The organism is Pseudoalteromonas rubra, from assembly GCF_001482385.1.
GTDB lineage: Bacteria > Pseudomonadota > Gammaproteobacteria > Enterobacterales > Alteromonadaceae > Pseudoalteromonas > Pseudoalteromonas ardens.
This window is the reverse complement of sequence record NZ_CP013611.1, coordinates 797,511-810,965: the sequence shown is the minus strand read 5'-3', so window position 1 is coordinate 810,965 and position 13,455 is coordinate 797,511. Positions and strand designations below refer to the sequence as shown.

Here is a 13,455-nt window from a genome sequence, read left to right as displayed (position 1 = left end):
GTGGGGCCAGCCAATTGCCATTCCACTCAGGTTATAGTGGTTTTGGTTACCCAGTATTCAAGCTTTTCTGTAACTTTGGCTGACTCTATGGGCTTTGTTATATAGTCATCCATACCTGCATCCAGGCACTTTTGCCTGTCGCCTTGCATTGCGTTTGCTGTCATTGCAATGATGGGGATATCGGTATAATGATTGCCAGCCTGAGCTGAGCGAATACGCCGGGTGGCTTCATAGCCATCCATTTTTGGCATTTGGCAATCCATTAGTAGCAGAGTATATGCTTCGGTTTCCGTGTTGCGCAGTTTGTCCAATGCCTCTAAGCCATTTTCTGCAATGTCGATGGTCACGCCCAGGTGTTCTAAGATCCGCGTTGCGACCAATTGATTGACTTTATTGTCCTCGACCAGTAATACATGGGTGTCTTTTGCCCACGGGAAGTTTTGTGTATCGGCCTGATTTTGTTTGTGGCTAGGGCCTGTATCCTCTTCTTGATTCTTACTGGGCTCTAAGCCAGACAGTGCTTTCATCAAATCGTGTTGGGTAGCTGGTTTCGTGAAGTAGCCATCCAAAGGCACCGGGCTTGATTCAACCGCATCAAACTGTTCGTCCAGTAGCGTCATCATGATGAGCTTTAGCTGACTAAGCTGGCGGTTTTGCCTGATCTCACGGGTCATTAATTCACTACTCATTGTAGGTAGTGTTCTGCTGAAAAACACAATGTCAATGCTGCTTACAGAGAGTATCTGCAAAGCCTGTTCTGCGCTGTGTGCTTCACTAACCTGTACATGCCAACGCTCGAGCTGATGCTTTATGACTTCGTTACTTGAGGTATCTGAATCGACTAGCAGGGCATGGATGTTTAATGACGAAAATGCGGGGGCTTTTGGCTCTGTGATCTCACATGGGTTGACCTGACATGTGAACTCAAAACAACTGCCGTGCCCAACGGTGCTAGAAACAGATACATCACCACCCAGCAACTGGCACAGCCGTTTGGTAATACTCAGGCCTAATCCTGTCCCCCCATACTTTCTGGTGGTAGAAGCATCAACCTGAGTGAAGGAATCAAACAAGCTCGAAAGCATCTCTTCAGGTATGCCAATCCCGGTATCCTGAATGCGACAGGTAAGCATGGTTTTGTCATCACTGATAGAATGAGTCAGTGACGCGCTCATCACGATTTCGCCTTGCTCAGTAAATTTAATCGCATTACTGAGGATGTTTGCTGCGATTTGTCGGATCCGACCTGGGTCTGAATTAATCATAGCTGTTTGGACACCGGTCAGGTCGACGGCTAAGCTTACCCCTTTCGTTTGAGCGCCAAGTGCCATAGATTCAGCCAGCTGCTCAAAAAGCTGCCTGACGTCGAAATCGATAAACTCAAGTTCCAGCTTGTCAGCCTCAATCTTTGAAAAGTCCAGAATATCGTTGATCAGACCGAGTAGGGAGTGAGCGCTGCTGCTGGCAATGCCGACAGAGTGCTCCTGTTCAGGTGTCAATTCGCTGTGCTTAAGAAGCTCCAGCATGCCCAACACCCCGTTCATTGGCGTTCTTATTTCATGGCTCATGTTAGCCAAAAATTCAGATTTCAGGCGGGTTGCTTGCTCTGCTTTTTTTAGGGCAGCTTCCAGCTCCATCGCTTGTGATTTCAAAGAAGCCGTTTTCTGTGAAACTTGTTCTTCAAGCTGCACAACGAATTGTTTTTGGCGATTGATTTCTGCTTTTTGCATGCGGGTGCGCAGATAAATCACGGTAAAAATAAGCAAAACAAATGCTATGGCATAGAGTGTGTAAGCCCACCAGGTTTTCCAGGGAGGTGGAGCAACATGCAAGTTAATTGATAACAGTTGCTCACTCCACTCACCCCGGCTATTGGTGGCTTTTACCTGAAGTGTATAAGTGCCGCCATCCAGGTTCGTGAATGAGGCTGAATTTCGGTTACCAATGTCTATCCAGTTGTCGTCATAGCCTTCTAGTTTATAGGCATACTGGTTTTTATTAGGTGACACAAAATCGAGCACGGAAAACTCAAGAGAAAAAATATAATCCAGGTAGGTGAGGTATATATCTGTGACGTAGGAGTAAGGTTTATCCAGTTTTACGGGTTGTCCCATCTTGTTAAAGCCCGTCAAGATAAGCGTAGGGTCCTTGAGGTTTGATTGCAAAGGACGTGTACTGAAATATTCGATACCGCGCTGGCTACTGGTAAAGAGCAGATCTCGTTTGGCTTTGATCAGGCTATCAGAATAGTAATTTAATCCAAGTAATCCATTATGGCTGTCAAAATTACTCACTTTACCCGTTGACGGTGAAAACTTAGTGATGCCTCGGTTTGTGGTTAGCCATAAATTACCTCTCATATCGTCCGAGATTGCGCGGATCAAGTTACTTGGCAGGCCATTTTGCGTGCTAAAGTGCGCAAAGTTGTTCGTCTTGGCCTGATACAGGTTGAGCCCTTGTTGGGTAGCAATCCAGATTTGCCCATCCTGGGTTTGGTAGATATCCTGTACAATGCTGCCAAGCAGGCTGTCCTCACGATAGGGGTTATTCACAAAAGGTTGAAAAATCTGCTCTTTTTCAAGCCATAGGTTTACGCCGTTACCGGTGCCGACCCACATATTATGCGCATTATCTTTGTATATGGTTAATACTTCTGGGTGTGACAAGCCATAAGAGCTATCAAGGTGTCTGAAGGTACCAGCGTCCGGATTATAAATGTAAACCCCGTTTTTGTATGTCCCTACCCAGAGGTTGCCTTGTTTATCAACTGCAAGTGCTCTTATTTCCCGAAATTGTCTGTGGTTTGGATCATCCTTTGGATAGCGAATAAGCGTCACGGCACGTGTATCCAGGTTAAACTGTGCTAGCCCCTCATTCTGCGCGACCCACAAAGTGGCATCACCGTCGAGATGTAAAACAGGGCGTTCAAGGAGTCGATTTTCACTAAAGCCATTAAACTCATTAAATAACGGCGGGGAGAGAGGGTGCAGGGTTTGTGATGCGACATCCCATCTGAGCAAGTGAGAAGTCGAATTGACGATGAGCAGGTCACCATTTTTATCCGTAGCAATGCCATTTGGCGCTTTGAGCATCGAGTTGCTGATAGATTTGAATTTACGATGTGGTACCAGCTTAAAAATACCGTGCACCTCATTGGTGATCCATAGTGTTTTGGCATTGTCTTCAAATATAATCCGCATGCCATTATTGTACTCAAGTTCCAGCTGTACTAATTCTTCATTCGACGGGTGTTTTCTGAACACGCCTTGACTGGTTACAAACCAGATATAACCCTCCTGATCTTCAATCATAGAGTTAACCTGTCCCAGGTGGGGGCCATCTGCAGGGCCAATTTTACTGAACTCAGCACTGGCTGGGTCGAATGCAAAAGGACCTTGCTGGGTTCCGATGTACAGCTTGTTATGCGACGTTTTTAAAATGTGCCTGATTTCATTGGTACCGGTTGGGGTGGTGTTTGTTGGGTCCGGGAAAAAGTAATTAAAACGCTGAGTGGTTTTGTCGTAGAGGTTCAGGCCGTAACTCGTTGCTATCCAAAGGCGGTCCATGCCATCATTTTCTATATCCCAGATTCGATTGTGAGATAGCCTAGTAACAGAGTCGGTGCTCTTACTGACATGCTCAAAGTTACCTTGCCCCAGGTAGCGATTAAGCCCGCTATCATATGAGCCCAGCCAGACTGAACCATCCAGGTCATGATATAAAGACTGGATCCGGTTTGCTGAAATTGAGGTTGGTTGTTTAGGGTCATGACGAAAGTTTTCGAACTGTCCGGTCTTTGGATCATAGCGATTGGCCCCTCCGCCCCAGGTGCCGATCCAAATGTCCCCATTTCTATCTAACATCAGGTTGCCAGCATCATTGTGCGATAAGCCAGTGTCACTTTGGCCATCAAATTCAAACAGGGTGACTTTTCGACCGTCATAGCGCATCACGCCATTCTCTGCAGTGCCAAACCAGAGTAAGCCTTGTTGATCTTGTATGATGGAATAGATTTCGGATGAGACGAAGCCATCCTCAGCAGTCAGCTTTTTAACTGAGTATTGATTGGCAAGTACCGGGATGTTGCCAAAACACAGCGCTGGCGTAACAGCCATCAAGACCAAACCGAAATAGACTAGAAAAAGCCGTTTACCCAAATGCATGATTGGCAACCAAAGAAGATGCTTAAAAAGCGGAGCTCGTGTTACTAGGCTAGTTGAATTTGCGAACGATTTCTATGCATTCAGTTGTTTATACTGTTAAAAATTTATTATTTGCTGAGCAGGTTTCAGTCTATCCCAATACTGTTTATACCATTAAGCAAAATAGTGTCGACATTTATCGATCTATTGCTTTGGAACGATGTCAAAACGACTGAAATATGAACGCAACCTTGATGGTTTCCAGCACTCTCTCACACTTTGCCACATTCGCTGACAACAAATACATACTTAAACGAGTCCCTGGCTTTTATCCTAGTGTGCAGATGTTTAGACAACTTAGTTATTACCACATACAAGGACAGAAAAATGAAAGCACCAACAGATCATACTACTAACTTAAAGCACTTGGCATCTCAAGTGCTGGACAATGTTAACTTTGAAAGTATCAAGGATGTGACTGATATTGTTGTTATTGGGGGTGGGTTAGCCGGGCTGGCGGCGGCAAAGCAGTTGTCAGCTCAAAACCGCTACCACTTTAAGTTACTTGAAGCAAAAAGCCGGGTTGGCGGGCGGACCTTGAATCAACAGCTGACAACAACAGGCGGTGAGCGCCATATTGTGGATGGTGGTGCACAGTGGGTAGGTGCGACACATATTCATATGCAATCTCTAATTGCCGAGTTGGGACTTTCGACCTTTGCAACGCCACAGGAGGGGGAGCTGATATCGCAAGATGATCTCCCAGCGCAAGTGCAAAATGAATTGGCTACAATACGTGCAACCCTTAATCGGTTGGCGGCAAGCTTACCCATACACGCACCCTGGTTGGCCCAGAGCGCTCAGGCCTGGGATGGTCAAACTGCCTATGATTGGTGTGTGGACCAAGGTTATTCCGCCAATGCAATAGAAGAATTGGATTATTCCGTCCGCTCATTTTTAGCAGCTTCGATCGCACAAATCTCCTTTTTATTTTTGCTCTACTATATACGAAGTGCTGGCAGTATTGAGCAACTAGAAGTCATCACCGGGGGGGCGCAGGACCGTATTATCAAAGAGGGAGCACAGTCGATTTGTCTGGCGCTGCAACAGCAGTTGTCAGAACATGTGCAATTTGATGCTGTGACCAAAGTAGAGGATCACGGCGAATTTTGCCTGGTCAGCTGCCAGAGCGGGCAAGTTATTTTGTGTCAGCGTGTGATATTCGCCATGGCACCCAGTTTACTCGGTAATATTCAGTTCGAGCCGCCGTTGTTATCGAATAAAAGGCAGCTTATTGAGCAATGGGATACGAGTGAAGGCAGCATCAAGGCCCACCTGTTATATACCCGACCATTTTGGCGTGCGCAGGGCTTGAGTGGTATTTCATTCATCCCAAACGATGTGCTGACCAGTACTTTTGACTGTTCCCGTAATAGCAATGGACCGGGTTTACTTACCGTATTTGTAAATAGTAGTGACGCAATGCGCGCGTTGTCGTTGGATGAACGCAAGGAACAGATACTTGCAGTTCTGAGCCAATTCTTTGGCGATGAGGCATTTGAGGCTGTGGATTATGTGGAGACAGACTGGCAGGCAGCACCTTATCAGAGGGGGTGTGAATCTCCTCTTGCGGTTGGAAAGCTCACTCAGTTTGCTGATAACCTGAAAAAACCGCTCGGGTCTTTTCATTTCTGCGGAACAGAAACGGCAGACATCTGGACAGGTTATATGGAAGGTGCGGTTGCTTCAGGGTATCGGGCAGCGGAAGAGGCTGCTCAGGCACTGGATCACCAGCTGCTTAGCCTGTAATCTCATTTGTAGATGACTTTGTCATTGATGCAAGGGGCTAAACGTGTGTTTTAGCCCTTGTTTAAGCCGGTCCGTTGAGTGACTTTTCCATTGCCTCACGCATTTTGAACTTTTGTAGTTTCCCGGTCACCGTCATTGGGTAGGCATCTACGATGCGTATATGTTTGGGGACTTTGAAGTAGGAGAGTTTATCTTGTAAGTAAGCTCTAATGGCTTGCTCGTCAACATAGTGCTCCGGCTTTAGCTGTAGCCAGGCGCAAACTTCCTCACCGTATTTCTCATCTTGGATCCCAAATACCGCAGCATCCTGAATGTCAGGGTGATGATACAAAACTTCTTCGATCTCTCGTGGGTAAATATTTTCGCCGCCACGGATGATCATGTCCTTGATGCGCCCCACAATGGAGACATACCCTTCGTCATCCATTACACCCAGATCGCCTGAGTGCAACCAGCCTTGTGCATCTATGGTTGCCTGGGTTTTGGCATCATCCTGCCAGTAGCCTTGCATGACACAGTAGCCACGTGCACACACCTCGCCGGGTACGCCCCTGGGAGTAAGCTCACCACTTTCATCAATGATTTTCACTTCAGTGTGGGCAATGGCACGACCGACAGTAGTCACTCGTTTAATCAATGGAGCCGACACTTCAGTAATATGATTAATGGGGCTGCATTCGGTCTGGCCATAGCCAATTAAGATGTCTGTCAGGTGCATTTTGGTTTGCACATCACGCATCACTTTTTCCGGACAAGTGGCACCTGCCATGACGCCGGTTCTGAGTGAGCTCAGGTCGAACTGATTAAACTGCTCGTGCTCCAGTTGTGCGATAAACATAGTGGGCACGCCGTGTAGCGCAGTACACTGTTCGGCCTCGACGGTTTGCAGTGTCAGAAGCGGATCGAAAGCATCGTTGGGGAACACTGCACACGCTCCCTGGCTGAGACAAACCAGGTTGCCCAGCACCATACCGAAACAGTGGTACAGCGGTACCGGAATACAGAGCTTATCCTGCTCTGTAAGTTGCATGGTCTGCGCAACCAGGTTGGCATTATTGAGAATATTACGATGGGTTAATGTGGCGCCCTTGGGGTTGCCGGTTGTTCCTGAGGTAAACTGGATATTGATGGCGTCGTCGGGGCTTAATCTGGCTCCGATAGTGCGCAGGGTGTTGTAATCTTGATCTGACGCGATTGAAAGTAACTGATTGAAATCACACAATCCTGTTGGGGTTGACTCTCCTTGCTGGGGGATCACCACAACATGGGTCAGATCAGGCAGTTTAGGAGCACACAGCTCACCAAAAGTATACTCTTCCAACTGCGGGGCGAGCTCTTTAAGCATATCGACATAGTGACTGTGTTTGAACCGGGTGGCCATAATGAGCATCTTACAACCCGCATTATTGAGTGAAAACTCGAGCTCGGCAGGGCGGTAAGCCGGATTCAGACACACCATAATGGCACCGATCCGCGCTGTGGCAAATTGCACCAGAGACCACTCAAGGTTATTGGGCGACCAGAGCCCAACTCTGTCGCCTGGCTGGATCCCGCAATGTAACAGGGCGGCTGCCAGTTCATCAATACGCTTAAGGTACTCCCGGTAGCTGAGGCGCTGTTGCTGATGGCAAACAACAATTGCTTCACGGTCGCCGAACTGTTCGACAATGCGCGCCAGAAAGTCGCCAATGGTTTGATCAAGTAAAGGCGTGCCAGAGGTTCCACGGTGATAACTGAGGGTCGGGTTCATTGCTGATGTTGTCATGATCTATTCCTTGTTGTTGTCATTGCTTTTTACTACCCGGCACACCTATGAAACCAATCAGGGAGCTTAAAATGGTAATAAGCTATAGCTCAAAGAAATAACAAAGTTTGCCCTATTGCAAGCGAGAGCCGATGAATCGGCAGGAAATTAGACTAATGGCTAAGGGAATAGGGTGAGCAGCCAACAAAGATACTGTTATCAAAAGTAAGCGGATGAGTTTAGGAAGGTTATTACGGTTGATAACAAAAAAGCGCCGGCACTCATGGAGTGAACGGCGCTTGTATTCGACCTGAAAAGTTAAGCCAGATCTTCTTTGGTATCTACATGCTCAGCTTTGTGCTGCTGTGCAATTTCTTCACTTAGTTCCTGTTTAGAGCGTTTCTCAGAAACACGCCTTGCCGTTAACCAGTAAAAGAATAAGGGCAGGAAGAACACTGCCAGGAAGGTTGCTGCAAGCATACCACCCATGACCCCGGTGCCTACACTATGACGTGCACCCGCACCTGCGCCTGAGCTCAATACCAGAGGTACTACGCCCAAAATGAAGGCCAGCGAAGTCATAATGATAGGGCGAAACCTCAGTCGTGCCGCTTCCAGTGCTGCTGCAGCCGGGCTCCAGCCTTGCTGTGTTTTCATCAGCGCGTACTCAACGATCAGAATGGCGTTTTTACTGGCCAGACCAAGTAAGGTGACCAGGCCAATTTGGAAATAAACATCATTGGTTAAGCCTGCAACCCAGATGGAGATAAGTGCACCAAAGGTACCAAACGGCAGCGCCAGCAACACCGAAATAGGCAGAGACCAGCGCTCATAAAGTGCCGCCAGGATCAAAAATACCATCACAACAGCCAGCCCAAGTGCCAGGCTGGTTGTGCCTGAGCTGCGCTTTTCCTGATAAGCGGAGGCTGTCCATTCAAAGGTCATATCCGGTGGCAGAACTTGTTTTGCGATACGCTCAAACTCTGCAATGGCCTGACCTGAGCTGTATCCAGGGGCTGCATTACCCATTAGCTTAACTGCCGACAGATTATTGTAGCGCTGCAGGGTTTCCGGTCCACGGCTGTACTCTATGTCAGTGAATGCTGAGATAGGGACCATTTCACCACGGTTGTTTTTCACATAGATGCGGCCAACGTCTTCTGGTGTCATACGGAACTCAGCTTCGGCTGATAGCAGCACCTGCCAGGCTCTACCGAACTTATTGAAGTCATTGACGTAGTAATTACCCAGGTTGGCAGCCAGCGCGTTGAATGCTGAGTTGATATTCACGCCCATAGCACGAGCCTGTTCCCGGTCCATGTGAACTTTAAGCTGCGGTGCATCCGGACGCCACAGTGTCTGAATACCCGCAAGTACCGGACTCTTTTGTGCTTCGCCCATTAGCATTTGCATGCCTTGCTTGAGACGTTCAGGGTCTGTACCCGCTTTGTTTTGTAGGTAAACCTCAAAGCCGCCGGTGGTGCCCAGGCCGAATATAGCTGGGGGATTGAAGGCCAGAACCAGCGCTTCGTTGATCCCGGCGGTCTTCATAAACAACTCGCCAACCAGTGATTTCGTGTCGATTTCTCGCTCATCCCAGTGTTTCTGTGTGATGAACAGCGTCGCAGCACTGTTTTTGTAACCGCCACCAATAAAATCAAACCCAGTAAAAGCAACTACGTTTTCATTGGCCGGATTTGACTGGGCGGCAGCGACAACTTCTTCAACCACTGCAGCGGTGCGCTCCAGTGACGACCCATCAGGCAGGAACACTGCGGCGATGTAGAAGCCCTGATCTTCATCCGGGACCAAAGACCCCGGGGTTTTTTGCCATATAAACATGGTTGCGCCGACCATAGAGGCCATCAGCACCACACCAAGCAAGCCACGTCTTATCATAAAGCTCACGGAGCCCACATAACGGCCGGTGACGCGCTGGAACCAGTTATTGAACCATAAGAAGAACCCCGCGGTTTGCTTGTGTTCATGTTTGAGGATCATGACGCACAGCGCCGGAGTCATGGTCAGCGCGACCACGCCTGATAAACTGACAGATATCGAGATGGTAATCGCAAATTGTCTGAACAATTCACCCGTTAACCCACCCAGGAACGCGATAGGGACGAACACTGAGCACAATACCAGTACAATAGCGACAACAGGGCCGCTTACTTCCTGCATCGCTTTAATAGCCGCTTCACGAGCATTGAGGTGTTGCTCGTGCATGATCCGCTCGACGTTTTCCAGTACTACGATGGCATCATCAACGACGATACCAATAGACAGCACCATACCGAAAAGTGTCAGGGTATTGATGGAGTAGCCGAGCATATAAAGTCCGGCAAATGTACCCAATAAAGAAACGGGTACTGCCAGAGTCGGAATTAAGGTGGCGCGCCAGTTTTGCAGGAACAGGTAAACGACCAAAAATACCAATACCATGGCTTCGACCAGGGTGATCAATACTTCACGAATGGACACTTCCACAAAGCGTGTGGTGTCGTACGGAATGCCATGATCCAGGCCAACAGGAAACTGTTGACGAAGCTCTGCTATCACGGATTCTACTTCGTTCGCTACATCCAGCGCATTGGCACCTGGTTGTAAAAAGACACCCAGAAGTACCGCCTCTTTACCGTTAAAGGTGCCGGCAAAATTGTAATCTTTGGAGCCCAGCTCAACTCGCGCTACATCTTTAAGGCGCAAGGTTGAGCCATCCGGGTTTGCGCGAATGATAATGGCTTCAAATTCTTCAGGCGTAGATAAACGACCTTTAGCAGTTACACTGTAAACCAGCTCCTGAGGCTGACTACTGGTTGGTGTGGCACCTATGGTACCGGCCGCATACTGTGAGTTTTGTTCACGAATGGCTGCGGTGACCTCTTCAACAGTGACACCAAGCTGACTCATGAGGTCAGGGCGGATCCAGACCCGCATGGCGTAATCTTTGGCCCCGAATATTTGTACACTGGTGGTGCCGGGGATACGTTTAATACGGTCCAGGATATTCATGGTGACATAGTTTGATGTCCACAAGCTGGAACGAGTCCCGTCCGGTGAATAGAAGGCGTGAACCTGCAAGAAGCTGGATGAGCCTTTTGCAACAACCACACCCTGACGGCGTGTCTCTTCCGGTAAACGCGCCTCAACCTGTTTTACCCGGTTGTTGACGTCGACGGCAGCCTGGTCAATATCCGTACCTATTTCAAAAGTCACTGTGATAGTGGTTGTGCCAGAGCTGGTACTGGTTGACTCCATGTACATCATGCCCTCAACGCCTGTGATGGCATTTTCTATTGGGGCTGCCACTGTCTGCTCCAGGACATCGGCAGATGCACCAGGGTAAAAAGCCGTTACCTGAACCTGAGGCGGTGCGATCTCCGGGTACTGAGCGATAGGCAGGGTGCGCATTGCGGCCAGACCTGCCAGTACGATAACAATAGAGATCACAAAAGCAAAGATCGGGCGATCAATAAAATACTTAGAGAACATACGATTATTCTCCTTCGCCGCTCACGCTAACGGGCATTCCTGGGAAGAATATGCGCGCCATACCTTCAACGATCACGGGCTGGCCAGGGGTCAGGCCCTGTCGAATCACCCACATGTTTTTGCCATCCAGGTTGACCCATTCACCTACCTCAACTGGCGCAGGCAGGGCAACGGTCATGCCTTGTTCGTTTTCAGTAGCAAGATAGACAAATTTACCTGTGCCGTTGTCTAATACGGCACGTTGCGGCAGCACAATGGCGTTATTGCGCACAGCACCGGACAAACGAACGCGGACAAACTGACCAGGACGCAGCTCACCATCCGGGTTGCTGATCCGGGCCTGTAATTCACTGGTACCAGTAAAGCGGTTTACCCGGACATCCGAGAAATCGACTTTGCCTGAATGCGCATAGACAGAACCATCCTGAAGCACTATGGTGGCATTAAACTCATTATTCTTAGGCAGGCTCAGTGTGCCATTTTCAACATCCTGTCGCATAGCCAGCTGCTCTCGTTCAGAAAACCCAAACCGTGCCCGCATCTTGCCGGTATCGGTGAGTTCACTTAACAGTACGGTCGGCCCGGAGACATAGCTGCCCTGAGAAACGAACTCTCGACCCATGATCCCTGAGACAGGCGCTTTAACCTGCGCATACTCTAAATCCAGTTGTGCTTCACTGAGTGCCACTTTGGCAGAGTCCAGATTGGCGATGGCAATTTCATAGGCGGAAACGGCGTTATCAAAATCGCGTTTTGAAACTGAACGCTCATCTTTGAGTCGTTCAAGCCTGTCTTTCTCACGTTTTGCCTGTGCCACATTCGCTTTTGCGGCATTGAGGTCGGCTTCTGCTTTGTCTCGTTCCAGCTGTAAGGGACGAAGCTCAATGGTAAATAAAGAACGTCCCGCTTTAACGTACTGGCCTTCTTCAAAGTTACGCGACTCAACAAGCCCGGATACACGCGCTCTGATCTCAACTTCTTTATCACCGGCCAGAGTGGCTGGCAGTTCGATATTGAACGGCACACTCTGGGTTGTGACTTTGTTGATACTCACTTGCGCAGATGGCATGGATGGGCCACCCTGGCTTTGCGGTGCCTCTGAGCAGGCAGAAATAGCTAGTGCAGACAATACCGCTGTTGCCAGGTGTACCACACGACTGCTGTTATGGGCTGGATACATGTACACTCCAAATCCTGATTAAAATTTTTTATTCCTGAGTAGAGGCGAGTATGCCTCTCTTTTATTGGGTTTTCTTTTGCATTTGTTCGCTGGCGTGGTTAAAAACCATTCAAGTAAGTGTAGCACTGCTTTTCGACTTGCGTGTGCCGCATCGTCATTGCGAGATTTTGCTTTAATGCCAGTGAATACCTTGTCGTGCTTCGCACTGTTTACACCAAAACAGAACGAACCGAATGAATAAAACGCACCGTTTATTGCCTATGATGCGTGATTTATCAGCAGGCTGCACAGTGCTGAGATAGTTCGACAATAGTGCAAGTATACGCAAGTGTATACTTTATTTGTTTTAAGGTAAACGATACCGTGTACTTTTTTGAAGTTGTGTATACGCATGTGTTTACTTTAATATTGGACCTTTTTAAGTTAAACTGCTGTTAATTTTAAACTGATGACCGAGTCAATGACCCAGCTTACTGAAAAACAACAAGCAATATTAAGCGCAGCGGTAGAAGAATTTGCACAACGGGGTCTACAGGCGACCACAATGGAAGCGATATGCAGTGCTGCCGGGGTATCCAAACGCACTTTATATAAGCATTACGCAACGAAAGAAGCCCTATTTGATGCCGTGGTTATTTCGCTAATTGAAAGAATACAACCTATTACGACCATTCAGTTTATCCCTAACTATGATTTTGAAGTGCAACTAAGACACCTGGCTGACAGTGCCGTGTCTTTACTGTCGGATAAAGACTACATCAAGCTATCCCGCATAGTGATGATCGAGTCTATGCGTTGCCAGGCACAGGCAGACAGACTCAATAGTAAGTTCAGTCAATGTGAAGCAGCCATGAGTCTGTGGTTTGAAGAGGCCTCGAGGGCAGGTTGTCTTGGTACTTTCTCAGCGCCTTTTGCGGCTGCTTTTTTTTGGGGCGCATTAAAGCGGCTGACGTTTTGGGATCAGGCGATCCGCTGGCAGGCGCCCCTGGCTGAAGCGGATCTGGATGCTTTTGTCGATCAGGCCTGTCAGTTGTTTTGTGGTGGCATAAAATATGTCACGCAACAACCGACCTGAGCCACCAGGCTGT

General features: G+C 48.3%; 6 protein-coding genes. 2 read left to right on the top strand and 4 right to left on the bottom strand.

Annotation, left to right across the window (positions count from 1 at the left end; genetic code table 11):
• Positions 1 to 26: 26 nt before the first annotated feature.
• The gene (locus AT705_RS03610; RefSeq protein ID WP_058795526.1) at positions 27 to 4,115 is read right to left on the bottom strand and encodes a hybrid sensor histidine kinase/response regulator; all 4,089 of its coding nucleotides are present in this window, start codon (positions 4,113 to 4,115) and stop codon (positions 27 to 29) included.
• Between the two features lie 414 nt (positions 4,116 to 4,529).
• Between AT705_RS03610 and AT705_RS03605 the strand changes: the two genes are divergently transcribed.
• Positions 4,530 to 5,951 carry a flavin monoamine oxidase family protein gene (locus AT705_RS03605; RefSeq protein WP_237113776.1) on the top strand — a complete coding sequence of 474 codons (1,422 nt, stop codon included), beginning with the start codon at positions 4,530 to 4,532 and terminating at the stop codon, positions 5,949 to 5,951.
• Positions 5,952 to 6,012: 61 nt separating this feature from the next.
• Here AT705_RS03605 and AT705_RS03600 read toward each other — a convergent pair whose 3' ends face one another.
• From AT705_RS03600 to AT705_RS03590, 3 genes are all read right to left on the bottom strand, one after another.
• Positions 6,013 to 7,716 (bottom strand): AMP-binding protein, encoded by a 1,704-nt coding sequence (locus AT705_RS03600; RefSeq protein ID WP_058795525.1) that lies wholly within the window; start codon positions 7,714 to 7,716, stop codon positions 6,013 to 6,015.
• A 297-nt stretch (positions 7,717 to 8,013) separates the two neighbouring features.
• Complete coding sequence (locus AT705_RS03595) at positions 8,014 to 11,187, bottom strand: efflux RND transporter permease subunit (RefSeq protein WP_058795524.1); 3,174 nt, start codon at positions 11,185 to 11,187, stop codon at positions 8,014 to 8,016.
• Positions 11,188 to 11,191: 4 nt separating this feature from the next.
• Positions 11,192 to 12,367, bottom strand: coding sequence for an efflux RND transporter periplasmic adaptor subunit (locus tag AT705_RS03590; protein WP_058795523.1), 1,176 nt, complete (start codon positions 12,365 to 12,367; stop codon positions 11,192 to 11,194).
• Positions 12,368 to 12,827: 460 nt separating this feature from the next.
• On the opposite strand from AT705_RS03590, the gene AT705_RS03585 reads away from it, so the two are divergent.
• Entirely contained in the window at positions 12,828 to 13,442 is a 615-nt protein-coding gene (locus AT705_RS03585; RefSeq protein ID WP_058797896.1) for a TetR/AcrR family transcriptional regulator, read from the top strand.
• Positions 13,443 to 13,455: the final 13 nt, after the last annotated feature.

What these genes read in the sequence shown, in the direction of transcription:
- AT705_RS03605 (WP_237113776.1), top strand. Translation starts at nt 4,530, where the DNA reads ATGAAAGCACCAACAGATCATACTACTAACTTAAAGCACTTGGCATCT.
- AT705_RS03590 (WP_058795523.1), bottom strand. Translation starts at nt 12,367, where the DNA reads ATGTATCCAGCCCATAACAGCAGTCGTGTGGTACACCTGGCAACAGCG.
- AT705_RS03595 (WP_058795524.1), bottom strand. Translation starts at nt 11,187, where the DNA reads ATGTTCTCTAAGTATTTTATTGATCGCCCGATCTTTGCTTTTGTGATC.
- AT705_RS03585 (WP_058797896.1), top strand. Translation starts at nt 12,828, where the DNA reads ATGACCCAGCTTACTGAAAAACAACAAGCAATATTAAGCGCAGCGGTA.
- AT705_RS03600 (WP_058795525.1), bottom strand. Translation starts at nt 7,716, where the DNA reads ATGACAACATCAGCAATGAACCCGACCCTCAGTTATCACCGTGGAACC.
- AT705_RS03610 (WP_058795526.1), bottom strand. Translation starts at nt 4,115, where the DNA reads ATGGCTGTTACGCCAGCGCTGTGTTTTGGCAACATCCCGGTACTTGCC.